18 protein-coding genes, 1 riboswitch and 1 other annotated feature are annotated in these 24,663 nt (G+C 42.0%); of the genes, 17 read left to right on the forward strand and 1 reads right to left on the reverse strand.

The window, feature by feature from the left end; translation table 11 throughout:
* Positions 1-107 precede the first annotated feature (107 nt).
* The 10 genes from ECA1_RS07740 to ECA1_RS07790 all read left to right on the forward strand — a co-directional run bounded on the left by ECA1_RS07740 (position 108) and on the right by ECA1_RS07790 (position 15,431).
* Positions 108-1,022, forward strand: a complete 915-nt coding sequence (locus ECA1_RS07740; RefSeq protein ID WP_060792147.1) for an aldo/keto reductase — start codon at positions 108-110, stop codon at positions 1,020-1,022.
* 210 nt (positions 1,023-1,232) lie between these two features.
* Positions 1,233-2,210 carry a GMP reductase gene (guaC, locus tag ECA1_RS07745; protein ID WP_005230038.1) on the forward strand — a complete coding sequence of 326 codons (978 nt, stop codon included), beginning with the start codon at positions 1,233-1,235 and terminating at the stop codon, positions 2,208-2,210.
* A gap of 121 nt (positions 2,211-2,331) precedes the next feature.
* Positions 2,332-3,432, forward strand: coding sequence for a non-hydrolyzing UDP-N-acetylglucosamine 2-epimerase (wecB, locus tag ECA1_RS07750; RefSeq protein WP_016611033.1), 1,101 nt, complete (start codon positions 2,332-2,334; stop codon positions 3,430-3,432).
* Positions 3,433-3,822: 390 nt separating this feature from the next.
* A riboswitch (M-box (ykoK) riboswitch) is annotated at positions 3,823-3,994 on the forward strand.
* A gap of 187 nt (positions 3,995-4,181) precedes the next feature.
* Positions 4,182-6,773, forward strand: coding sequence for a magnesium-translocating P-type ATPase (mgtA, locus tag ECA1_RS07755; protein ID WP_060792148.1), 2,592 nt, complete (start codon positions 4,182-4,184; stop codon positions 6,771-6,773).
* Positions 6,774-7,207: 434 nt separating this feature from the next.
* Complete coding sequence (gene pdhA / locus ECA1_RS07765; RefSeq protein WP_005231936.1) at positions 7,208-8,317, forward strand: pyruvate dehydrogenase (acetyl-transferring) E1 component subunit alpha; 1,110 nt, start codon at positions 7,208-7,210, stop codon at positions 8,315-8,317.
* Positions 8,318-8,319: 2 nt separating this feature from the next.
* Positions 8,320-9,297, forward strand: a complete 978-nt coding sequence (locus tag ECA1_RS07770) for an alpha-ketoacid dehydrogenase subunit beta (protein ID WP_005230047.1) — start codon at positions 8,320-8,322, stop codon at positions 9,295-9,297.
* A 25-nt stretch (positions 9,298-9,322) separates the two neighbouring features.
* Complete coding sequence (locus tag ECA1_RS07775) at positions 9,323-10,969, forward strand: dihydrolipoyllysine-residue acetyltransferase (RefSeq protein WP_060792150.1); 1,647 nt, start codon at positions 9,323-9,325, stop codon at positions 10,967-10,969.
* Between the two features lie 7 nt (positions 10,970-10,976).
* Entirely contained in the window at positions 10,977-12,383 is a 1,407-nt protein-coding gene (gene lpdA / locus ECA1_RS07780; protein ID WP_005230052.1) for a dihydrolipoyl dehydrogenase, read from the forward strand.
* 110 nt (positions 12,384-12,493) lie between these two features.
* Positions 12,494-12,747 (forward strand) — a binding site (T-box leader).
* 50 nt (positions 12,748-12,797) lie between these two features.
* Positions 12,798-14,069 (forward strand): O-acetylhomoserine aminocarboxypropyltransferase/cysteine synthase family protein, encoded by a 1,272-nt coding sequence (locus tag ECA1_RS07785; protein WP_016613342.1) that lies wholly within the window; start codon positions 12,798-12,800, stop codon positions 14,067-14,069.
* Between the two features lie 162 nt (positions 14,070-14,231).
* Positions 14,232-15,431, forward strand: a complete 1,200-nt coding sequence (locus tag ECA1_RS07790) for an MFS transporter (protein ID WP_060792151.1) — start codon at positions 14,232-14,234, stop codon at positions 15,429-15,431.
* 72 nt (positions 15,432-15,503) lie between these two features.
* Here the strand turns inward: ECA1_RS07790 and ECA1_RS07795 are convergent, their stop codons facing one another.
* Positions 15,504-16,028 (reverse strand): type 1 glutamine amidotransferase domain-containing protein, encoded by a 525-nt coding sequence (locus ECA1_RS07795; RefSeq protein WP_005230058.1) that lies wholly within the window; start codon positions 16,026-16,028, stop codon positions 15,504-15,506.
* A 218-nt stretch (positions 16,029-16,246) separates the two neighbouring features.
* Here ECA1_RS07795 and ECA1_RS07800 point away from each other — a divergent pair, with 218 nt between their 5' ends.
* The 7 genes from ECA1_RS07800 (at position 16,247) to ECA1_RS07830 (ending at position 24,627) form a co-directional block, all read left to right on the forward strand.
* The gene (locus tag ECA1_RS07800; protein WP_008381425.1) at positions 16,247-16,519 is read left to right on the forward strand and encodes a UPF0223 family protein; all 273 of its coding nucleotides are present in this window, start codon (positions 16,247-16,249) and stop codon (positions 16,517-16,519) included.
* Positions 16,520-16,527: 8 nt separating this feature from the next.
* On the forward strand, positions 16,528-17,295 hold the full coding sequence (locus tag ECA1_RS07805) for an inositol monophosphatase family protein (protein WP_016611043.1): 768 nt from the start codon (positions 16,528-16,530) through the stop codon (positions 17,293-17,295).
* 129 nt (positions 17,296-17,424) lie between these two features.
* A complete protein-coding gene (typA, locus tag ECA1_RS07810; protein ID WP_016611080.1) occupies positions 17,425-19,263 on the forward strand; it encodes a translational GTPase TypA in 1,839 nt (612 codons plus the stop codon).
* Between the two features lie 238 nt (positions 19,264-19,501).
* On the forward strand, positions 19,502-20,869 hold the full coding sequence (gene rlmD / locus ECA1_RS07815) for a 23S rRNA (uracil(1939)-C(5))-methyltransferase RlmD (RefSeq protein WP_060792152.1): 1,368 nt from the start codon (positions 19,502-19,504) through the stop codon (positions 20,867-20,869).
* 424 nt (positions 20,870-21,293) lie between these two features.
* Positions 21,294-22,955: a phosphoenolpyruvate carboxykinase (ATP) gene (locus ECA1_RS07820; protein ID WP_060792153.1), complete on the forward strand. Its 1,662-nt coding sequence runs from the start codon at positions 21,294-21,296 to the stop codon at positions 22,953-22,955.
* A gap of 74 nt (positions 22,956-23,029) precedes the next feature.
* Entirely contained in the window at positions 23,030-23,458 is a 429-nt protein-coding gene (locus ECA1_RS07825; protein WP_010749608.1) for a VOC family protein, read from the forward strand.
* 338 nt (positions 23,459-23,796) lie between these two features.
* Positions 23,797-24,627 (forward strand): prenyltransferase/squalene oxidase repeat-containing protein, encoded by an 831-nt coding sequence (locus ECA1_RS07830; protein ID WP_060792154.1) that lies wholly within the window; start codon positions 23,797-23,799, stop codon positions 24,625-24,627.
* Positions 24,628-24,663 lie beyond the last annotated feature (36 nt).

Raw genomic sequence — 24,663 nt, forward strand, 5'->3', positions numbered from 1 at the left:
TTGTGCTGGTGGGTTTCATTTTATAGGAGGTTTTTTTGACGTTGGTGTAGCGTTTTCATCTTGTTGTGCTAAAATAAGAATGTAGTTTAAATAAGGAGGAACTTTACGTGAAAAAAATTACATTCGGTCCCACTGATTTAGAAGTATCTAGCGTGATTTTAGGTTTGATGCGAATCAACAATGCCAAAGACCCAGTGAAAGTATTGACGACAGCGATTGAAAATGACATTACCTTTTTTGACCATGCCGATATCTATGGGCGCGGGGAGTGTGAAACGATTTTTGCGGAAGCGTTAGCAAAAACGGATGCCAAAAGAGAAGAGTTGTTCATTCAATCAAAATGTGGCATCGTTCCAGGTGAAATGTTTGATTTTTCGAAAGAACATATCATTTCTTCCGTGGAAGGTAGTTTACAGCGTTTGAAAACCGATCATTTGGATGCGCTACTATTGCATCGCCCTGATACTTTGTTTGAACCAGAAGAAGTGGCAGCTGCCTTTGATCAATTAGAAAAAGACGGCAAAGTGAAATACTTCGGTGTCAGCAATCAAAAACCTGGTCAAATCGAATTGTTGAAAAAATATGTTTCTCAACCTTTAGTAGCGAATCAGCTGCAATTCGGGATCATGCATACGGGAATGATCGATCAAGGAATTCATGTCAACATGACGGATGCTGGTAGTGTCGATCATGATGGAGAAATTCTTGAATATTCTCGCTTGCATGAGATGACGATCCAAGCTTGGTCTCCGTATCAGTATGGTTTCTTCGAAGGTGTCTTTATCGGTAATGAGAAATTCCCAGAGTTGAACGAAAAATTGACTGAACTAGCGGACAAGTATCAAACGACACCGACAGGTATTGCTTCTGCGTGGATCTTACGTCATCCTGCAAACATGCAAGTGATTGCTGGAACGATGACCCCGCATCGGATCGAAGAAATCGCGCAAGCATCTTCGATCGTATTGACTCGCCATGAATGGTATGAGGTGTATAAAGCAGCAGGGAACATCTTGCCGTAATTTATTAGTAAATCCCGTTTTTTTCAGTACTTATAAGGATGAATGTTCGTAAAAGACGAACATTCATCCTTTTTTTTCAAAAAGTATTTCTAAAAAGCTTGTATTTCACTTCTAGGTGGTTTAAATTGTTGTGGGCGTTAAAAATAGGCTGATGCCATTTGATGCTTGCTTCACTCTTAGTAAGATTTGGAGGATATTTTTATGTTTGACATGAAAGTTTTTGATTACGAAGATATACAACTGATTCCTAACAAGTGTATCGTGAACAGTCGTTCAGAATGTGATACCACGGTGACATTAGGCGGACACTCTTTTAAGATGCCTGTCGTTCCTGCAAATATGCAAACGATTATTGATGATTCGATCGCAGAATTTTTAGCTGAAAATGGCTATTTTTATATTATGCACCGCTTTGATGAAGAAGCACGGATTCCATTTATCAAAAAAATGAAGAGCCGTGGCTTGATTGCTTCTATCAGCGTAGGTGTCAAAGAAAATGAATATGCCTTTGTGGAAGAACTAGCTGACAAAGAGCTTGTTCCTGATTTTATTACGATCGATATTGCTCATGGCCACTCAAACGCCGTGATCAATATGATCCAACACATCAAGAAGCATTTGCCAGCAACGTTTGTGATCGCTGGAAATGTTGGAACACCAGAAGCAGTTCGTGAATTGGAAAACGCTGGTGCAGATGCAACGAAAGTCGGCATTGGACCTGGGAAAGTTTGTATCACAAAAATCAAAACTGGTTTCGGAACTGGCGGCTGGCAGTTAGCAGCACTACGCTGGTGTGCCAAAGCTGCTCGCAAACCAATCATTGCAGATGGCGGCATTCGGACACACGGCGATATCGCTAAATCTGTCCGTTTCGGTGCAACAATGGTCATGATCGGTTCATTGTTTGCAGGTCATGAAGAATCACCAGGGGAAACCAAGGTAGAAAACGGCGTTGTGATGAAAGAATACTTTGGTTCTGCATCAGAATTTCAAAAAGGTGAAAAGAAAAACGTGGAAGGAAAGAAAATTTGGATTCAATACAAAGGTTCTTTGAAAGACACGTTAGTTGAAATGCAGCAAGACTTGCAGTCATCGATCTCTTATGCAGGTGGAAAAGATTTAGAATCGATTCGTAAAGTGGATTACGTAATCGTGAAAAATTCGATTTTCAATGGAGATACGATCTAAACAGGATACTAAAGAAGCGACCTTCTATTGGTCGTTTCTTTTTTTGTAAGAAGAACCATTTTGTTTTTCTGTTTTCTTCGTTATAATAGAAGCAATGAAGAGTAGAGGAGCGGGTGACCAAATGACAATCAAAGTGATGTCAGTGTTCGGTACCAGACCGGAAGCCATCAAAATGGCGCCACTAGTAAAGGAATTGGAAAACGACCCGCGTTTTGAATCGATCGTTGTGGTGACGGCGCAGCATCGAGAAATGTTGGATCAAGTATTAACGGTTTTTGAGATCGCACCAGACTATGATCTGGATATTATGACTTTAGGGCAAACCTTGACAGGGATCACCACCAAAGTTTTGCTGGATCTAGAACCGATCCTCCAAAAAGAAACTCCTGATATCGTGCTGGTTCATGGGGATACGACCACCGCTTATGCAGCCGCGACGGCCGCCTTTTATCAGCAAATTCCTGTGGGTCATGTGGAAGCCGGTTTGCGCACATGGAACAAAAAATCTCCTTATCCAGAAGAAGCCAATCGTCAGTTAATCGATGTCTTAGCTGATTTTTATTTTGCGCCAACTTCCCAAAGCAAAAAAAATCTGCTGGCTGAAAACCGCAATGAGGCTGCGATTTATGTAACAGGTAATACCGCCATTGATGCGATGCGTTATACGATCTCGGAGGAATACCAGCATCCAGAACTTTCCGCAGCAGATCAAACCATGATCCTATTAACAATGCATCGTCGAGAAAACTTAGGTGCTCCGATGCAGCAGGTCTTTCGTGCTTTAGCGCAGATCGCAAAGGAGAAGCCAACGATCAAAGTGGTTTTCCCTATGCACAAGAATCCCCAAGTCCGAGGGATTGCTCAGGAGATTCTTGGGGAACTAGCAAATGTTACGTTGATTGAGCCTTTAGATGTCATTGATTTTCATAACGTTGCGAATCAAAGTACCTTGATTTTGACGGATTCCGGTGGTGTCCAAGAAGAAGCGCCGTCATTAGGCGTTCCTGTTTTGGTCTTGCGAGATACAACAGAGCGTCCAGAAGGCATTGCTGCAGGTACGTTAAAACTGATCGGTACGTCTGAAGCTGCGGTTTATCAGGAAACAAAGCGACTTCTAGAAGATCCAGAAGCTTACAATGCCATGGCACATGCAGAGAATCCATACGGCGATGGGAAAGCAAGCCAGCGAATCCTGCAAATTTTAGCCGATCATTTTTCGTGAGAGCTAGAGTGAATAATAATTCTCACAGTATAGGGGAACATAGAGAAAGAGGCAGCTGTTTGTTAAATGGCTGTCTTTTTATATACATGAAACCTGCGGGAACGCCGTTTCCATTTTTTCGTTGATTGTGACAAACGAAGAAGCTTGATTAAGTGTGAGTTTCGCTTTGAAAGGATTTCTGTTCATCTGCTCGTATATAAAGGTTTATCAAGTATAAAATCACATCAGTTCTTTAACGTTGTTATTTTATTGTAAGACCTTTCATTTGAAAACCTATGGAAAACTTTGAAAAAAGGGTACTTTTTTCCTTAGATGCTGTTGACATTGGTTAGGATAGCAGTTATTATGTGGGTAGTTGGAAGAAAGACTTCCGGCGAACTGACATTTTATACAAATAATTGTTAGGTGAGGCTCCTATATGGACACAAGCTGCTGCCGCAAAAGCATCGAGAGATGCTTAGTTGGTAGGACAGGTCTAATCGTGAAGGTTAAACCCAAAGCAGCTGATAGCAAATTTGCTATCTACGCCCTATAGTGCTAAAGCTCTACAATGATCATGAGTTTTTTACGCATGCTTATTGGGAGCGTGCGTTTTTTTGTGTCTTTTGCGCGCGTTCCACAGTGACTTACCTAATAAAAAGAAAGGAAGATTCACATGGAATACCCCAGTCCCCAGATGAAACAGCGGAGTAGTTATCGAATCGCTAGGGGTGGCGTAAGCAACTCCTAAGTGCTAGGAGGAAAAAAAGATGTTAAAAAAACTATCGAAAGATCAAGAACTAAAATTACTTGCAAAATTGACCGAAAGAGAATTATTGATGGAGATGCGGACCTCCTTCCAAGGGTTATCGAAAGAAGATGCTGCAGAACGTTTAGCAGAGTATGGTCCAAATAAAGTCGACGCACAAAAACCAATACCCGCTTGGTTGATGATCTTAGGCGCTTTTAAAGATCCCTTTGTGTTAGTTTTAGCCCTATTAATGATTATTTCTTTTGTAACAGGCGATATTGAAGCAGTGATTGTGATGGGAATCATGATTTTAGCCAGTGTCATGATTACTTTCGTCCAAGAATACCGTTCCCAAAAAGCAAGCTTAGCGTTAAAAGAACTTATTGAAAATACTTGTTCCGTAACCAGAGATGGAATCACGAGAGAAATTCCAATGGATGAAGTCGTTCCAGGAGACATCGTCACCTTAGCAACTGGCGACATGATCCCTGCGGATGCGATCTTGATTTGGACCAAAGATTTATTTATCAATCAATCTTCATTAACAGGCGAATCAATGCCCGTTGAAAAATTTGTCGATGCTGGGATCAAAGAAAGCGATGAACAAATTTCTGCACTAGATATGCAAGATCTTGTTTTCATGGGTACCGATGTCTTAAGTGGTCAAGGAAAAGCCATTATTTTGAAAACCGGTCAAAGTACATTCTTTGGCGATATTGCTAAAAATGCTACCACGAAACGCGGCAAAACAACCTTTGAAGATGGCTTAACGAAAGTCAGCAAACTATTGTTGCGAATGGTCATGGTTCTTTTCCCAATCGTTTTACTGATCAATGGATTAACCAAGGGTGATTGGGGCGAAGCGTTGTTCTTCGCGATTGCAGTAGCAGTTGGTTTGACGCCAGAAATGCTACCAATGATCGTTACCAGTAACTTAGCCAAAGGGGCGATCTCTTTGTCAAAAGAAAAAGTGATCGTCAAAGAATTGCCTTCGATTCAAAACTTAGGTGCAATGGATGTCCTATGTACCGATAAAACGGGTACGATCACCGAAGATCGTGTCGTGCTGGTACAACATTTAAACCCGTTTGGCGTAGAAGATAAACAAGTTCTTGATATGACCTATTTAAATTCTTACTATCAAACAGGGTGGAAAAACCTGATGGATATCGCAGTGCTAAACTACTATGAAGAAGAAGGTTTGGCAGCGCCATTTAACGATGTGACAAAAATCGATGAGATTCCTTTTGACTTTTCACGTCGTCGCTTGACGGTTGTTGTCAATGCGGATGGTCATCAACTGATGGTCACAAAAGGTGCAGCTGAAGAAATGGAACAAGTCTGCAAGTACGTAGAAGTTGATGGCAAAGTGATGGAACTGACTCCTCAATTGAGAGAGCAATTACGTCAAGTGAACCTGCGCTTGAATAAACAAGGGATGCGTGTGTTAACGGTTGCCGTAAAACGCGATGCCCACGCAGATGCCGTTTATTCTGTAGCAGACGAACAAGACATGATCATGATTGGCTTTATGGGCTTCTTAGATCCAGCAAAAGAAACAGCCAAAACAGCGATTGCTTCTTTACATGGTCATGGCATCAATGTCAAAGTGTTGACTGGAGATAATGCGATCGTTGCGCAAAAAGTTTGCCGAGATGTTGGTATCGATGCAGGTGAATACTTATTGGGAACCGATATTGATCATCTATCAGATGAAGAGTTAGCAGCGAAAGCTGCAAAAACCAATCTGTTTGCAAAATTAAACCCAATGCAAAAATCACGAATCATTGAAACCATTCAAGCAGCAGGCCATACGGTTGGCTTTATGGGAGATGGCATCAACGATGCGCCTGCTTTACGCACGGCAGATGTTGGCATCTCGGTTGATACAGCAGCAGATATCACCAAAGATGCCAGCTCGATCATTTTATTAGAAAAAAGTTTAAATGTCCTTGATAAAGGGGTCATCGAAGGGCGCAAAGTATTTACCAATATGATGAAGTACATCAAAATGACGTTGAGTTCGAACTTCGGGAATGTCTTCTCGATCTTAGTTGCTAGTGCCTTTTTACCTTTCTTACCAATGTTGTCCATTCAATTGTTGGTTCAAAACTTGGTGTACGATATGGCACAATTGACGATTCCATGGGATAACGTAGACAAAGCAGAGTTAGAAAAACCAGTTAAATGGCAAGTAGGCGGACTATTGAAGTTTACCGTCGGCATTGGACCGGTCAGCAGCATCTTTGATATTTTGACCTTCTTTGTGATGTGGCATGTCTTCAGTGCAAATACGATCCAAGAGCAAGCCTTGTTCCAAGCAGGATGGTTTATGATCGGCTTAACGACACAAACCTTAGTCGTTCACATGATCCGAACAAGAAAATTACCATTTATCAATAGTATTGCTTCACCGGCAGTCCTGATCTCCAGCGTCCTAGCAATTGCAGTTGGCTTCTTAGTTATCTTGACGCCATTGCACACCGTCTTCGATTTTGCGGCGCTGCCATCAAGCTACTGGCCATGGTTTATTGGTATCAATTTCGCTTATTTAGTAACAGTTGAATTTGCCAAACGCATTTATATTCATGTAACGAAAGAATGGATTTAAAAAAACAGGTCGGCGTTCTTCCTATGGAGGGGAGAATTGCCGATCTGTTTCTTTTTATCCGATCTCTGTATTATTTTTTTCTCATCTTAAGAAAATTCTTTTTGATTCAAGTCGAATCCTTCACAAGTAATAAAAGGAGGTTAATGGTAAATCTGTTTAGCCAAATGATGATTGCTGTACTATTCTTAAATAAAAAAAAGAATCTGAAAAGAAAAAATTGAAGAAAGCGATTGCTTTAATGTGATTAATTTCACTAATGTTTTCTTAAGAGTTGCTACAGTGGGAATTGTTTTATTAAAAAAAATACCCTTTTCACTTGTCATTTTCGAAGTTAAATGATAATTTATAAGAGTAAATGAAATTTCGATAGTACAGATTTAAACCCTGTTACATACGAAAGTGAATTTTTATATCAGAGAGGAAAGTGTGTCAAGATGGCAAAAAAACAAAAAGCACTTGATTTCCAAGCGATTTTGGAGCAAGTCAATGCGGATTTTCCAACTTACCAAGCTTTGGACAAAGACGGGAAAATTGTAAATCAAGAGTTAGTACCAGATTTAAGTGACGACGAATTAGTTGAATTGATGACTCGTATGGTATGGTCTCGTGTATTAGACCAACGCTCAACTGCGTTAAACCGTCAAGGTCGTCTAGGTTTCTTCGCGCCAACTGCTGGACAAGAAGCAAGCCAATTAGCAAGTCAATTTGCTTTTGAAAAAGAAGACGTTCTATTACCTGGTTACCGTGATGTACCACAATTGATCCAACACGGTCTGCCATTGAAAGAAGCGTTCTTATGGTCACGTGGTCACGTTGCCGGGAACCTTTACCCAGAAGATTTAAAAGCATTGCCACCACAAATCATCATCGGTGCACAATACGTCCAAGCAGCCGGCGTTGCTTTAGGATTGAAAAAACGCAATAAGAAAAATGTTGTATTCACTTATACAGGTGATGGCGGTTCTTCACAAGGGGACTTCTATGAAGCAATCAACTTTGCAGGGGCATACCATGCAAACGCTGTATTCTACATCCAAAACAATGGTTTTGCGATCTCTACACCTCGTGAAGTACAAAGTGCGGCACCAACATTGGCACAAAAAGCAGCAGCAGCTGGGATCCCTGGTATCCAAGTTGACGGTATGGATCCATTGGCAGTGTACTATGTTTCTAAAGCAGCTCGTGAATGGGCAGCAAACGGCAACGGTCCTGTATTGATCGAAACCTTGACTTACCGTTACGGTCCACATACATTGTCTGGTGATGATCCAACCCGTTACCGTTCAAAAGACATGGACAGCGAATGGCAACAAAAAGATCCATTGGTACGTTTCCGTACTTACCTAACTGAAAAAGGACTTTGGTCTGAAGAAAAAGAAGAACAAGTCATTGAACAAACAAAAGAAGAAATCAAAGCAGCGATCGCTGAAGCTGACCGCGTGCCAAAACAAAAAGTTTCAGATTTCTTGAAAAACATGTTTGAAGTTCAACCACAAAACATTAAAGAACAAATTGCAACTTATGAAGCGAAGGAGTCGAAATAGTCATGGCACAAAAAACAATGATTCAAGCAATTACAGATGCCTTAGCTGTTGAAATGGAAAATGACAAAGAGATTTTAGTCTTTGGTGAAGATGTCGGTAAAAACGGCGGGGTTTTCCGTGCAACAGAAGGTTTACAAGAAAAATTCGGCGAAGATCGTGTCTTCGATACCCCTCTTGCTGAATCTGGTATCGGCGGCTTGGCTTTCGGTTTAGCATTAGAAGGTTTCCGTCCAGTTCCAGAAATCCAATTCTTTGGTTTCGTATTTGAAACCTTTGACGAAATCGTTGGTCAAATGGCGCGTACTCGTTACCGTATGGGTGGTACACGTAATTTACCAATCACTATTCGTTCACCATTTGGTGGCGGTGTGCACACACCAGAATTGCACTCAGATAACTTGGAAGGATTGATCGCTCAATCACCTGGTATCCGTGTCGTTATTCCATCAAACCCATATGATGCAAAAGGATTATTGATTGCTTCTATCCGCAGCAATGACCCAGTTGTTTTCTTAGAGCACATGAAACTTTACCGTTCATTCCGTGAAGAAGTGCCAGAAGAAGCATACGAAGTTCCTTTAGACAAAGCAGCAGTAACTCGTGAAGGTTCTGATGTTTCCATCATCACTTATGGTGCGATGGTTCGTGAAGCAATCAAAGCTGCTGACAACTTAGCGAAAGAAAACATCAACGCTGAAATCATCGACTTGCGTACAGTTGCTCCTCTTGATGTTGAAACGATCATCAAATCAGTTGAAAAAACTGGTCGTGTGGTTGTCGTTCAAGAAGCACAAAAACAAGCAGGTGTTGGCGCTCAAGTCGTTTCTGAAATTTCTGAACGTGCGGTTCTATCACTAGAAGCTCCAATCGGACGCGTGTCTGCACCAGATACGATCTTCCCATTCGGTCAAGCTGAAAACATTTGGTTGCCAAATGCAAAAGACATCGAAGACAAAGTGAAAGAAATCGTGAACTTTTAATAGTTGAAGAAGGGAAGAATAGAAAATGGCATTTCAATTTAAATTACCGGATATCGGTGAAGGAATTGCAGAAGGCGAAATCGTAAAATGGTTCGTCAAAGCAGGGGATACCATCAATGAAGATGATACCTTACTAGAAGTTCAAAATGATAAATCAGTGGAAGAAATTCCATCTCCAGTAACAGGAACAGTTAAAAACATCGTTGTCCCTGAAGGTACAGTCGCAAACGTTGGGGATGTCCTTGTTGAGATCGATGCACCAGGACATGAAGACAACGAAGGCGATGAAGGTGTAGCAGCAGAGTCTCAAACACCAGCAAAACCAGCGGCAGAACCTACAACGGAAACGGCTGAAGCATCAGCTGGTTCTTCTGAAGGCGCAGGCGTTTTCCAATTCAAATTACCAGATATCGGTGAAGGAATTGCAGAAGGCGAAATCGTAAAATGGTTCGTTAAAGCAGGAGATACCATCAATGAAGATGATACGTTGCTTGAAGTTCAAAACGACAAATCAGTGGAAGAAATTCCATCTCCAGTAACAGGAACAGTGAAAAACATCGTTGTTGCTGAAGGAACAGTCGCAAATGTTGGGGATGTTTTAGTTGAAATCGACGCACCTGGTCACAACAGTGCGCCTGCTTCATCAAGCACATCTGCAGAAGCACCAAAAGAAAAAGTGGAAACTTCTGGTTCAGCAAGTGTTGTTGAAGCAGCAGATCCTAACAAACGTGTCTTGGCTATGCCTTCTGTACGTCAATTCGCTCGCGAAAAAGATGTTGATATTTCTCAAGTATCAGCAACAGGTAAAGGCGGCCGTGTAACAAAAGAAGACATCGAAAACTTCCTATCAGGTGGCGGACAAGCTGCAAAAGCTGAAACTCAAGCTCCTGCGAAAGAAGAAACAAAAGCTGCAGCAACTGAAAGCAAACCAGCAGCTCCAGCAAAAGCCTTCAAATCAAACTTAGGTGATTTAGAAGAACGTGTTGCCTTAACACCTACACGTAAAGCAATCGCTAAAGCGATGGTAAACAGCAAACAAACAGCACCTCATGTAACCTTGCATGATGAAGTTGAAGTAACAAACCTATGGGATAACCGTAAGAAATTCAAAGAAGTTGCTGCTGCAAACGGCACAAAACTTACTTTCTTACCATATGTTGTGAAAGCATTGACTGCAACAGTGAAAAAATTCCCTATCTTGAATGCGTCGATCGATGATGCAAAACAAGAGATCGTATACAAAAACTATTACAACATCGGTATCGCAACAGATACTGACCATGGTTTGTATGTACCAAACGTAAAAGATGCAGATCGTAAAGGCATGTTTGCTATCGCTGATGAAATCAACGAAAAAGCAAAACTTGCTCATGACGGCAAATTAGCTGCAGATGATATGCGTAATGGTACCATCACGATCAGTAACATCGGTTCAGTTGGTGGCGGCTGGTTCACACCAGTAATCAACTACCCTGAAGTAGCTATTTTGGGTGTAGGTACGATCGCGCAACAACCAATCGTAAACGCTGAAGGCGAAATCGTTGTCGGACGTCTGATGAAACTTTCATTAAGCTTCGACCACCGTATCGTTGATGGCGCAACAGCGCAACAAGCAATGAATAATATCAAACGTCTATTAGCTGATCCAGAGCTATTAATGATGGAAGGATGATTAACAAATGGTAGTTGGAGATTTTGCTGTTGAATTAGATACAGTTGTAATCGGTGCGGGACCTGGCGGCTATGTAGCTGCCATCCGCGCTGCTGAAATGGGACAAAAAGTAGCAATCATTGAAAGAGAATACATCGGCGGCGTTTGTTTAAACGTTGGTTGTATCCCTTCAAAAGCTTTGATCGCTGCAGGTCATCATTACCAAGAATCTTTGGATTCAACAATGTTTGGTGTAACAAGTGAAAATGTTTCCCTTGATTTTACCAAAACACAAGAATGGAAAGACAACAAAGTCGTTAAAACATTAACTTCTGGTGTTGGTTTCCTATTGAAAAAACATAAAGTTGAAACAATTGAAGGAGAAGCTTTCTTCGTTGATGATCACACATTGCGTGTCATCCACCCAGATTCAGCACAAACTTACTCTTTCAACAATGCAATCATCGCAACAGGTTCTCGTCCAATTGAAATCCCTGGTTTCAAATTCGGCGGACGTGTCCTTGATTCAACTGGCGGATTGGCATTAAAAGAAGTTCCTAAAAAATTCGTTGTTATCGGTGGCGGTGTCATCGGTTCTGAACTAGGTGCAGCGTATGCAAACCTAGGTGCAGAAGTAACAATCCTTGAAGGTTCTCCTCAAATCTTGCCAACCTATGAAAAAGACATGGTCAAATTGGTTGAAGAAGACTTTGCGAAAAAAGGTGTAACAGTCGTTACCAACGCAATGGCGAAAGAAGCAATTGACAATGGCGATAGCGTAACTGTGAAATATGCCGTAGATGGTAAAGAAGAATCAGTTACTGCTGATTACGTGATGGTTACTGTTGGCCGTCGTCCAAATACTGATGACATGGGCTTGGAACAAGCAGGTGTTGAAGTAGGCGAACGCGGATTGATCACGGTTGACAAACAAGGCCGTACCAACGTATCAAACATCTACGCAATTGGTGATATCGTTCCTGGTGCTGCATTAGCACATAAAGCCAGCTACGAAGCAAAAATCGCTGCTGAAGCAATCTCTGGCAAAAAAGTTGCCGTTGATTACAAAGCGATGCCTGCAGTTGCCTTTACTGACCCAGAATTGGCTTCTGTCGGTATGACGATCAAAGATGCCAAGGATGCTGGAATTGAAGCAAAAGCATTCAAATTCCCATTCTCAGGTAACGGTCGTGCTTTATCTCTAGGAAAAACCGAAGGATTCATTCGCTTAGTAACAACGGTTGAAGACAATGTGATCATCGGTGCGCAAATTGCTGGTTTAGGAGCAAGCGATATGGTTTCAGAACTTGCTCTTGCTATTGAATCTGGCATGAACGCAGAAGATATCGCGTTAACCATCCATCCACATCCATCTCTAGGTGAGATCACAATGGATGCTGCTGAGTTAGCTCTAGGTTTACCAATCCACATTTAAGCTTTTTGAAACTCGTTCATCATTTGGTGAACGAGTTTTTTTATCACCAAAAATAAAGCGATCCTAAGCTATTGACAGAATCTTCTGTAAATGATACGATGCTCTTAATATTTCAACCGTTGATGAGGAAAGTACATTGATTTGGCAAGCCTAGAGAGTCTTCGTAGGGTGCAAGAAGAACTTGTAGAATCAATCGAAAATGGCCTCAGAGGTGATCTTCTGAACTTGTACGAAAGATAAGAAGATCCGGGTGCGCCCGCTATCGCGTCAGAGTATAACGACGTTAATTTGTCGCGTACTTGCTGAGAAGCATGCTGGAAAGTCTGCTTGAATAAAGGTGGTAACACGTAAACACGTCCTTTGATATCTCGATATCAGAGGGCTTTTTTATTTGTATTATTAAGGAGGAATAGTATGACAGAAAGATTTGAGACGATTCAATTACACGGAGGACAAACACCAGATCCTACCACAGGGAGTCGCGCCGTACCCATTTATCAAACCACATCGTATGTGTTTGAGGACGCAGATCAAGCGGCAGCGAGATTTAGTCTTAGTGAGAATGGCAATATCTATACCCGTATTACCAATCCGACAACGGCTGTTCTAGAAGAACGACTAGCCCTCTTAGAAGGCGGTGTCGGTGCGTTAGCAACGGCTTCTGGCTCAGCAGCGATCACCTATGCGATTTTAAATCTTGCACAAGCAGGAGATCATATCGTTTCTGCTGCTTCAATTTATGGGGGGACCTATAATTTATTCGCTCATACGTTGCCAGATTTTGGCATCACTACAAGCTTTGTTGATAGTGAAGATCTGGCAGCACTAAAAGCAGCCATCCAAGAAAATACTAAAGCAGTTTTTCTAGAGTCTTTAGGCAATCCAGATATTGATATTGCCGACTTTAAAAAGATTGCAGCGATCGCTCATGAAGCAGGGATTCCCCTCATCATTGACAATACCTTTGCGACTCCTTATCTGTTTCGAGGATTTGAGCATGGGGCGGACATCGTCGTTTATTCCACGACAAAATACCTCGGTGGTCACGGTGCTGCTTTGGGAGGGGCCATTATCGACAGCGGCAACTTTGATTGGACAAATGGCAAATTTCCCAAGCTGGTTGATCCCGATCATAGCTACCATGGAATCTCATGGGTAGAAGCCGCTGGTAACGCTGCCTATATCACTCGGGCACGAACGATTCTTTTACGAGATACAGGCGCTGCGATTTCTCCCTTCAATTCATGGGTGTTGCTGTTAGGCATCGAGACACTTTCGTTGCGGATGGAACGTCATGTAGAAAATGCGCAACAAGTTGCTGAATTTTTAGCCAAGCACTCGGAAGTCTCTTGGGTTCATTTCCCAACACTGCCGGACAGCCCCTATTTTGAACGGGCGCAGGAGTATTTCCCCAAAGGGACCAGTTCCGTCTTTTCCTTTGGATTAAAGGGTGGGGCAGAAGCAAGCAAAACCTTTTGTGGCGCAACCAAGCTCTTCTCTTTGCTGGCAAATGTCGGGGATGCAAAGTCCTTGATCATCCATCCAGCTTCGACGACCCATTCCCAGCTTAGCGTAGAAGAACTTGCAGCAGCCAAAATTCGTCCAGAGACGATTCGCCTATCCATTGGATTGGAAAACATCAACGATCTATTGGAAGATCTCACGCAAGCCTTCCAACAGCTCTAAATAGTTGAAGCAGTAGGAAAAGCGCAGGATACTATGCTGCGCTTTTTTGTTGTCGGTTAGTGTTTCAAATAAAACTGCGGTTTCTGTTGATAGAAGGATAGTAAATCCATCGGTTCTATGCTATATTTAGTTGCTAAGGAATATGGATAAGGTGGGGGATGTATGCGTAATCATGCAAGTGACAAGAGGATTCGGTTTTACTACACAAGTTTGCAATTTCTTTATTGGATGATGTTTTGCTCAATCTATGGCTTTGCGACCCTTTTTTTGATTTATTTCAAGGTCGATCCAGCAAAAATTGGCGGTATTTTAGCCTTAGTCAATATTGCGTCTACGATTTTGCAGCCCTTCATCAGTCAAATCATTATCAAAAAAAGTAAAGTACCGCTGATCGTTGTCTTGAAAACGATGACAATCGGCGTGGTCGCGGTGCTCTTAGCAGGTGTGATTTTCCCTGCATTCTCAATACTGACCTATGTTTTAGGAGGGATTTTGCTCGTTTCCATGCAGTCCTTTCTCAACGCCTTGGCGTTTGAATACACGAATAGCGGCAACAAAATCAATTTTGGCTTTTCGCGTGCGGGTGGGTCACTAGGATTTGCGGGGACCTCCTTTTTACTGGGGCAGCTCTTGGAGGAGTTTTCGGCAGCCCTTTTGCCAATGATCGCTATCGGGCAGGCCGTTTTGTTTCTCATTATTTTGCTTTTGCTGCCAGCGATCAAGAAGCCAGAAATGCCCGTGATGCTGACAGAACAAAGTCATTCAGGTGCCTTTTTGAAGAAATATCCTTTTCTACTCTTTCTCTTTGTCGGGTTTAGCTTTCTTTTCAGCTTCCACACGATGATCAACAGCTTTTTGGCACAAATTTTTGCCGATATTGGCGGTGGCAGTAAGGAAGTTGGCATCGCCCTGATGGTTGCGGCGTTATGCGAATTGCCAGGCATGATTTTCTTTGAACAGTTAGTGAGGATACGGTCTAGCCGTTTTTGGCTGTTGTTTTCCAGTGTTGCCTTTGCCATTCGTGGGGTGCTGATGCTGTTGATCAGCTCCATTATCTTGATGGAATTGAGCCATTTGATGCAAGGGGTTAGTTTTGCTTTGTTTATTCCAGCTTCAGCTTATTTGTTCAACCATAGTTTGACAGATGAAGATCGGGTTTTTGGACAAACGATTATTATCATTGCTACCACGATCGGTGGCGTGATTGGCAATCTTTTGGGCGGGATGCTGATCCAAAGCTTCGGTGTTTGGGAAATGCTTTTGATTGGGACTGGGTTTGCCGTTCTAGGTGCTGCATTGACCTTTATCGGTGTGAAAAAAATCCCTAAAAGTAATAAGAAACTAGCGATCCTAAGCGAATGATCGCTAGGTAGAAAAAAGAGTTGCGGCCGTATTTGCTTCGGTCGCAACTCTTTTGAATCTGATCAACGGGTACTATTTCTTTTCTAATACAGCGATAAATTCCCGCATATAGTCTGGTAGATCTGGAGGACGGCGGCTGGAAACGATATGTCCATCCGTAACCACAGGTGTATCCACCCATGTGGCTCCAGCATTTGTCATATCATCTTTGATGCCTGGTGTACTGGTGACCGTCTTGCCTTGCAGGATATTCGCAGAAATCAAGACCCAGCCTGCATGACAGATTTGACCAATGACTTTTTCGTCTTTGTCCATCGTTTGCACGAAAGAGATGACCTCTGGGAAACGACGTAATTTATCAGGCGCCCAACCACCTGGAACTAAGATGGCATCGTAGTCATCGGCATGAATATCAGAAAAAGCATAGGCTGATTCTGCGGGTACACCGTATTTGCCAATATACGTTTTATGCGCTTCTTCACCGACTAAATCGACTTGCGCGCCTTCTTCCCGTAACCGATGGACCGGGTACCACAGTTCTAAATCTTCGAAATCGTTGTCGACTAAGGCAATGATTTTTTTGTTTTCTAAACGCAAGAGAATTCCTCCTTTAGGTTGCTAACATAAGTGTAACAAATGCCTAGAAAAACAACAAAATATCCGCTTTGCTGTCGGTGACTAAACGAGCAGAGTGATTCTTTGTTAGTTTTTTTAAGAGAATTACCTATAAAAAAATGCTTGTACCAAAGAACCTCTTTTCGACAATAAGAGGTTTTATGGTACACTGGAAGAGAAAGAAACTAGAGGTGAAAACTATGCGGGATTATCAATATCCTCTTGACTTAGATTGGTCGACAGATGAAATGGTCGTCGTCATGAAGATGTGGGAACGATTAGAACAAGCCTATGAAAAAGGCCTTCCTAGTAGCACGTTTCTTGAGGCGTATCAAGCCTTTAAGAAAGTCGTTCCTAGCATTGGCGAGGAACGCCGTTTAGGCAGAGAATTTGAAGAACTATCAGGCTATTCGCTGTACCATGCTGTGCAGGCAGCGAAAAAGACTGAGGGAAAACTAAAAATGAAAGGGTAGATCAACGAATGCATGAAATCGTTAATGAAGTTCGCCAGTGGATGATCGCTGCAGGTGAAACGATCAAAGACAATTTAAATAAAGAAGACTTAGTGGTCGAGACAAAATCAGGACGGAAAGACTTAGTGACAGAATTGGATAAAGCCACGCAAGATTTTCTGATTGGTAAGATCCAATCCTATGATCCGGATGCCAAAATTTTAGGTGAAGAAAACGGACTGGACACACTTGCCGACATGAGTGGGCGGGTCTTCATCATTGATCCGATCGATGGAACGATGAATTTCGTGTTAGAAAAAGAAAACTTTTGTATCATGATCGCGATTTACGAAGAGGGCAAAGGGCGCTTTGGCTTTGTCTATAATGTTATGAAAGATGAATTCTTATGGGGTGGTCCAGAGATTGGTGTCTATAACAATGGCGAGAAGATCGAACCGCCGAAAGATATTGCCTTATCCGAAGGTCTCGTTGGCTTGAATTCACCCATGTTGATCCATAACCGCCACCACGAAACCGAGGTCAGTGACAAAGCATTAGGCATTCGTATGACTGGCTGTGCTGGGGTAGAGCTGATTGCCCTCGCTAAAGGACAAAGAGCAGGCTATCTTTCTCATCTTGCGCCATGGGATTATGCGCCAGGGGGCGTTTTGTTAGAAACCCTTGGATTAAAAATGGCAAACATCAAAGGAGAGCCGCTATCCTTGAATGGACGGGAATTGTTCGTAGGCGGTACACCGAAAGCTTTTGAAGAATTATTGGCGATCGTCAATCAATAAGAAAAAACCAGATATTTAATAAATATCTGGTTTTTTCTGTAAAAATGAAAACTTTGCACTATATTTCAGAAAGAAATTCTGGTATAATGGCTTGTCGAGTGCAATGTCACCAAAAAAGGAGTTTATAAATTGAATATTAGAAATGATATCCGCAACGTCGCTATTATTGCCCACGTTGACCACGGAAAAACTACATTAGTTGATGAATTATTGAAACAATCCCAAACGTTAGATAGCCATACCCAATTACAAGAACGGGCGATGGATTCAAATGCGATCGAAAAAGAACGTGGTATCACGATCTTAGCGAAAAATACAGCGGTTGAATACAACGGAACCAAAATCAATATCATGGATACCCCAGGACACGCGGACTTCGGTGGTGAAGTAGAGCGGATCATGAAAATGGTCGATGGTGTTGTTTTAGTTGTTGATGCTTATGAAGGAACGATGCCTCAAACACGTTTCGTATTGAAAAAAGCGTTGGAACAACATTTAGTCCCAATCGTTGTTGTTAACAAAATCGACAAACCATCTGCTCGTCCTGAGCACGTGGTAGATGAAGTATTAGAACTATTTATCGAATTAGGTGCAGACGATGACCAATTGGACTTCCCAGTGATCTACGCTTCAGCGATCAACGGGACCTCAAGTGAATCAGATGATCCTGCCGATCAACAAAAAACGATGGCACCATTGTTTGATACGATCATCGAACATATTCCAGCGCCAATCGACAACAGCGATGAGCCATTGCAATTCCAAGTATCGTTGCTTGATTATAATGACTACGTTGGACGTATCGGAATCGGACGTGTCTTCCGTGGAACGATCAAAGTTGGTGACCAAGTTGCTTTGATGAAACTTGATGGTCAAGTGAAGAAATTCCGTGTCACAAAATTATTCGGTTTCTTCGGTTTGAAACGTTTAGAGATCCAAGAAGCGAAAGCTGGCGATTTGATCGCTGTTTCTGGGATGGAAGACATCTTCGTTGGTGAAACAGTCACACCGATCGATCACCAAGATTCATTGCCTGTTTTGCATATTGATGAGCCAACGTTACAAATGACCTTTGTCGTGAACAATTCACCATTTGCAGGTCGTGAAGGGAAATTCGTAACCGCTCGTAAAATTGAAGAACGCTTGATGGCGCAACTACAAACAGACGTGTCTCTACGTGTTGAACCAATCGGACCAGATTCTTGGACTGTTTCAGGACGTGGCGAACTTCATTTGTCGATCTTGATTGAAAACATGCGTCGTGAAGGTTTTGAATTGCAAGTTTCTCGTCCAGAAGTTATCGAACGCGAAATCGATGGCGTGAAATGCGAACCATTTGAACGAGTGCAAATCGACACACCAGAAGAATACATGGGTTCAGTGATTGAATCACTAGGGATTCGTAAAGCAGAAATGCAAGATATGATCAATACAGGAAATGGACAAGTACGGATCATTTTCTTAGCACCAGCTCGTGGCTTGATCGGCTATACGACAGAATTCCTATCAATGACTCGCGGCTACGGTATCATGCACCACACCTTCGACCAATACTTGCCAATGATTCAAGGGCAAATCGGCGGACGCCACCACGGCGCACTTGTATCGATCGATACAGGAAAAGCAACGACTTACTCAATCATGAGTATTGAAGAACGTGGAACGGTCTTCGTTGAACCAGGTACTGAAGTATATGAAGGAATGATCGTCGGCGAAAACTCTCGTGACAATGACTTAACGGTCAATATTACGAAAGCAAAACAAATGACCAACGTCCGTTCAGCGACGAAAGACCAAACATCTGTCATCAAGAAACCAAGAATCCTTTCACTAGAAGAATCATTGGAGTTCTTGAACGATGACGAATACTGTGAAGTAACACCAGAAAGCATTCGTTTGAGAAAACAAATCTTGAACAAGAGCGAACGGGAAAAATCACAGAAAAAGAAAAAAACAGCTGACAAATAAACAATGATCGAGGTTTTACCAACTTTGATCTGTTCGATTTTCCGAAGGATGGAAAAGGGATTGCTCCTGTGGTGCAGCGGCTCTTCGCCGCAACCCCTAGAAAAGCAATCAGCCGATTTCCCTCCTTCGGTTCTTTTTTGCACGTCTACCCGATCTGTTGAACCGTTAAAATAAGCACCGCTTGCAATTTCGACCATTCCTTTTTAAAATGGAGAAAGTAAGCACAAAGGAGAAATCTATGAAAAATTATCCTGTTAAAAAGAATCAGGAACTTGAAGTCGATATTTTGGACCTTTCCCATGAAGGAAATGGGATCGCCAAAGTCGTTGGCTACTTATTATTTATTGAAAACACCCTGCCAAATGAACGTGCCTTAGTCAAAGTGTTGAAAGTCGGCAACAAATTTGGTTTTGCCAAAGTGATGAAACTGTTGCAAGCAAGTCCTGATCGACAAGAATTACCGAATGAAGCATTGTTGCGCACCGGGATCGCCCCATTGAGTCATTTGAGCTATGACAAACAATTAGCCTTCAAACAGCAGCAAGTAGAGAATGTTTTGGCTAAAATCGCCAAACTGCCTGAAATCAAGGTCAAGGCACCAATCGGAATGGAAAAACCATTTGGTTACCGCAACAAAGCGCAAATCCCTGTGCAAAAGATTCATGGAAAATTAACGACTGGATTTTACCGCAAAAACAGCCATACTCTGGTACCGATCGAAGACTTTTATATTCAAGATCCAAACATCGATCAAGCAATCATCAAAGTCAGAGATATTTTGCAGCGCTTCAATGTCAAAGCCTACAATGAAGAAGCCCATGAAGGGTTCTTACGCCACATTGTCGTTCGTCGTGGGCATCACTCAGGTGAAATGATGGTCGTATTAGTGACACGTAAACCGAAATTCTTCAAGGGAGAAGAGATCGCGGAAGTGATCCACGAAGAGATTCCAGAAGTTGTTTCTGTCATTCAAAACATCAATGAAGAAAAAACCAATGTGATCATGGGCGAGTTCGAGCGTGTCTTGTATGGCAAGTCATCGATCGATGATCAATTATTGGGCAAAACCTTCCAAATCTCAGCGAAATCTTTCTACCAAGTCAACACAGCGCAAACAGAAGTCTTGTACCAAACCGCCTTCGAGATGGCACAACTGTCTGAAAATGATGTCGTTGTGGATGCCTATGCAGGAATCGGAACGATCGGGATCAGTTTGGCTGATCGCGTGAAAGAAGTGTTAGGGATGGAAGTCATTCCTGAAGCAGTGAACGATGCCAAAGCCAATGCCAAAAGAAATGGTGTCGAAAACGTGCATTACTTTATCGGTAAAGCCGAAAAAATCATGCCGCAATGGCTACGTGAAGGCATTCAACCGACAGTCGTCTTCGTTGATCCACCTCGCAAAGGTTTAGATGCCAGCTTTATTGAAACGACCGCTGCAGTTAAACCAGAGCGCATCGTTTACATTTCCTGCAATCCAGCAACCTTGGCTCGTGACCTCGCGTTGTTTGAAGAAGAAGGGTATGTGACAAAAGAAGTCCAACCTGTTGATTTGTTCCCACAAACGACCCATGTGGAGTGTGTCGTGTTGTTAGAACGTCGTTAAGAAAAACGAGTTCTTTTCAGTGATTTTGACCGTGAGTTCTTTTTATGGTAATTGTCATAAAGTCTTACGATAACAAAGTTACTAGAGAAGGCGAATCAATTGAGAAATAAGCAACTATAACCCATCTGTCTATCTAATTACGTCGATTGTGACGTTTGGAATGGATGAAATATAAAACCAGAAACTGGAACAGAAAGACATTCTTTTTTGTTCCAGTTTTTTTTGTTCTTTCTCACTATTGATGAGCAGGGACAAAATCAATGCAAAAAGCGGGGAAGCTACAAATATGCAGACAGCCAAATCCTTTAACAAAATGGTTTGTCGGCAATTTATAGTTAATGTGTATAAAAATATGGCGTGTGGTGATTAGAAAGTATTATAATAAACGTAGTGAATAGAAAATTTTTGTTAGGAGGGATTGCACATGGCAACGATTCGTGCATTTTCACACAAAGAGATTACACCGCAAAATACGCATTTGTCGAGTTTTAAAGTGTTGATAGAGTCAGCTTTTTATGGGAACAATGTCACTTGGATTGATGATCTAGCCACTGCCTATCACTTAGCAAAAAAATCTTCTGGCGCTATTCTTACGGATATGCCGGTCACACACACCAAGGAGTTAGGACTACCAGAGGATGCAAAAGTCATCGTGTTTAATGACGGAAAAGTGGTTGGACGGACAGCGGCAGCTCGACGCATCATCGGGCATCCTGGAATCCAGCGAGAATTATATGAAGACATTTTGCGAGATGCCTTATACCAAGGAACCCGCAAGCAATTTTATGGTGGTGAAGTTGTTGTAGGATTAGATGAAGCGTTTATGGTCAAAGCTCACCTGTTGTTACCAGAGCACTATGAAACCAATTTTTACTCTTATTTGTTGAATTTTCAATTGATGACGAAATCATGGGAGGAAAGGTACCAACGTTCCAAAGAATATCCAGAGACGGACATTTTTTTGTACGCTGATCCAGATTGGTCTCATCCTGATTTTCCTTATGGGCTGTCTCTTTTTGATCCTGAACACAATGTTGCGGCAGTCTTAGGTTTAAACTATTTTGGTGAATTGAAAAAAGCGACATTAACTTTGGCTTGGGCTACCGCGCATCGCCATGGCTTTGTGGCGTGTCATGGGGGAATGAAGCAGTATCAGTTACCGAATCGAACATTTACGATGGCTGCTTTTGGTCTTTCAGGATCAGGAAAATCGACTATCACATTGGCAGAACATGATGGCAAATATGAGATCAAGGTTCTGCATGACGATGCGTTTGTGATTAATCAAACAAATGGTGCCTCCACTGCACTGGAGCCTTCTTATTTTGATAAAACGCAAGACTATCCACTAACCAACCCAAATGTCCGCTACTTTATCACCTGTCAAAATGTTGGGGTTACTTTAGACGAGAAAGGAAAAAAGGTCCTCGTGACCCAAGATATTCGTAATGGGAATGGTCGAACCGTCAAATCACGATATGTCACACCTAATCGGGTGGACCATTTAGATTCGCCGATCGATGCCGTATGTTGGATCATGAAAGATGACACGCTGCCTCCTGTAGTAAAAATTGAGGATCCGATTTTAGCCGCTGTTTTTGGTTTGACCTTAGCTACGAAGCGCACGACAGCTGAACATATTGTCGAGACCACGGATATAGATAAACTGGTCATCGAACCTTATGCCAATCCATTTAGAGTCTATCCTTTAGGGGAAGATTTTGCCCATTTCATGCACTTGTTTAAAGAAAACCAAACGGCTTGTTATATTCTAAATACAGGCTTTTACAAAGGCAAGAAAGTCACGCCTGAAGTCACACTAACATCGATTGAAAAAATTGTGGAAGGCGAGGCTGAATTTAAAAATTTCGGTGGGATCACCGAAATGAGTTTCCTGCCAGTAACAGGCTTTAAAGTCGATTTTCAAGATGCCTCCTATGTTGCTCATTTAAGAGAGCGGATGCAAGGACGGCTGGACTTTATTTTGGCTCAAGAGACAGAAAATGATGGCTATAATAAGTTGCCTAAAGAAGTAGCAACGGCAATGGAAAAGGTGATTTCTACATTAAGTGAGCTTCCTAGCTAATTTAGTTGAATCAAACTTCCGCAAGCGGCTTTTCTTCCTGAAACACTTATTTTGTTAGCCAGAAAGGAGCGAATATGAACATTCAGTTTCACCATATCCAAATCACAGTCAATGATGTAAAAAAAGCAGAAGGCTTTTATGATCAATTATTTGCACTATTAGGTTTTGACCTCCAGAAGAAATATTCTGGGTATTTAGAACATGCCGATATGGAAGTAGTAGAATATATAGGCGATTCATTTGATTTCGGCATTTGTTCCCCACGAAAAGAATGGAAGAACGAGAAAATCGATTCAAGAAAACCTGGCTCTGTTCAGCACATAGCATTTAAGGCGGAAAGCCGCGAAGTCGTAGATGCGATCTTTCCCAAAATAAAAGCTTTAGGGGTAAAGATCCTTCACGATCGACCAATGGAGTACAAAGAGCGAATCGCCCCTAATTACTATGCCTTATTCTTTGAAAGCCCAGAAGGCATTCGTTTTGAATTATTTCATTATGCCTGATTCCTTTTACTAAAAGAGTGGGGCATGAACTTGTTGCGTGAGCGTGTTCCTATTCAGGTGATCTTTCGTTGTGGGGTTCGTATAACCATGCGATTTCAGAGACAAACTTTTTTAAAACCTGTCATCAGGAAAACTAGAACACTCTTTTTTTAAAGTACGTCCGTTTGGAAAAAAAACTATTTGATTCCTAAAATTCATTTGGACAATTCAAAAACAAAAATCTAACACATGTGTTAAAAAACGTTCGAATTTTTATCATTCTAGAAGCGAGTGCACCGTGGGTCAATGAGGATTATTGGGTTGATTGCACGACACTTAAGAGATGGAGGAAGATCAATATGGATCAGAGGGTTCAGCAAGACATCGAAGCAATCATTTCCCATCAATATGATCATGGCGCCGATTTATGGTCGACGCCAGACCATAAATTACTAAAAGGAGCACCCTTTACGACCTTAGAAAGTCCTCTTTATTTACTTGAACTTGGCATGTCACGTGAGGAGAACTTATTAAAAGAGACAGCCGCATTGATCTTTCAAGGATGGAGAGAAGACGGCAGATTTAAAATTTCTCCGTCAGGGGGGATCTATCCATGTCATACGGCATTGGCTTTGCGAACGCTGTGTGCTCTTGGTTACACAAGGGACCAGAGGCTGCAACAGACCTTTCACTATTTTCTTGCTACTCAGGAAGCAGATGGCGGCTGGAAGTGCAATAAGTATAGTTTTGGTCGCGGCCCTGAGACCCACTTTTCCACGCCAATGACGACGTTAACGGTCCTTGATGCTTTTCGCTATACTCATGATCGTGAACAAATGGAAACGCTTAAGCAAGCAAGCGAATTTTTGCTTGCTCATTGGGAGATCCGTCAGCCAATCAGTCCCTGTCATTATGGGATGGGTACATTATTTATGCAGACAGAATATCCCTTTAGAGGATACAATCTTTTTTATTATCTGTATGTCTTGTCTTTTTATCCTTCTGCTAGAAAAGACGCACGATTTTTGGAGGCTTTGCAGCAGTTTGAATCGAAAGTTAAAAATGGCAATGTCATTGTAGAACGGGTTGTACCAAAACTGGGGAAACTGAATTTTTGCCAAAAAGGGCATATCAGTCCCTTTGCCACTCAGCGTTACCAAGAAATTCTTGCTCGATTGGCAGAGGATTGAGGAAAAAACAGTCCTTTGAAAGGTTCCTCTCATCTA

The sequence above is a fragment of the Enterococcus casseliflavus NBRC 100478 genome (genome assembly GCF_001544095.1).
In the GTDB taxonomy this organism is placed as follows: domain Bacteria; phylum Bacillota; class Bacilli; order Lactobacillales; family Enterococcaceae; genus Enterococcus_D; species Enterococcus_D casseliflavus.

Bases quoted from the DNA above. Each gene is read 5' to 3' on its own strand.
- guaC (WP_005230038.1), top strand. From the start codon at position 1,233: ATGAAAGTTTTTGATTACGAAGATATACAACTGATTCCTAACAAGTGT.
- wecB (WP_016611033.1), top strand. From the start codon at position 2,332: ATGACAATCAAAGTGATGTCAGTGTTCGGTACCAGACCGGAAGCCATC.
- mgtA (WP_060792148.1), top strand. From the start codon at position 4,182: ATGTTAAAAAAACTATCGAAAGATCAAGAACTAAAATTACTTGCAAAA.
- pdhA (WP_005231936.1), top strand. From the start codon at position 7,208: ATGGCAAAAAAACAAAAAGCACTTGATTTCCAAGCGATTTTGGAGCAA.
- ECA1_RS07770 (WP_005230047.1), top strand. From the start codon at position 8,320: ATGGCACAAAAAACAATGATTCAAGCAATTACAGATGCCTTAGCTGTT.
- ECA1_RS07775 (WP_060792150.1), top strand. From the start codon at position 9,323: ATGGCATTTCAATTTAAATTACCGGATATCGGTGAAGGAATTGCAGAA.
- lpdA (WP_005230052.1), top strand. From the start codon at position 10,977: ATGGTAGTTGGAGATTTTGCTGTTGAATTAGATACAGTTGTAATCGGT.
- ECA1_RS07785 (WP_016613342.1), top strand. From the start codon at position 12,798: ATGACAGAAAGATTTGAGACGATTCAATTACACGGAGGACAAACACCA.
- ECA1_RS07790 (WP_060792151.1), top strand. From the start codon at position 14,232: ATGCGTAATCATGCAAGTGACAAGAGGATTCGGTTTTACTACACAAGT.
- ECA1_RS07800 (WP_008381425.1), top strand. From the start codon at position 16,247: ATGCGGGATTATCAATATCCTCTTGACTTAGATTGGTCGACAGATGAA.
- ECA1_RS07805 (WP_016611043.1), top strand. From the start codon at position 16,528: ATGCATGAAATCGTTAATGAAGTTCGCCAGTGGATGATCGCTGCAGGT.
- rlmD (WP_060792152.1), top strand. From the start codon at position 19,502: ATGAAAAATTATCCTGTTAAAAAGAATCAGGAACTTGAAGTCGATATT.
- ECA1_RS07820 (WP_060792153.1), top strand. From the start codon at position 21,294: ATGGCAACGATTCGTGCATTTTCACACAAAGAGATTACACCGCAAAAT.
- ECA1_RS07825 (WP_010749608.1), top strand. From the start codon at position 23,030: ATGAACATTCAGTTTCACCATATCCAAATCACAGTCAATGATGTAAAA.
- ECA1_RS07830 (WP_060792154.1), top strand. From the start codon at position 23,797: ATGGATCAGAGGGTTCAGCAAGACATCGAAGCAATCATTTCCCATCAA.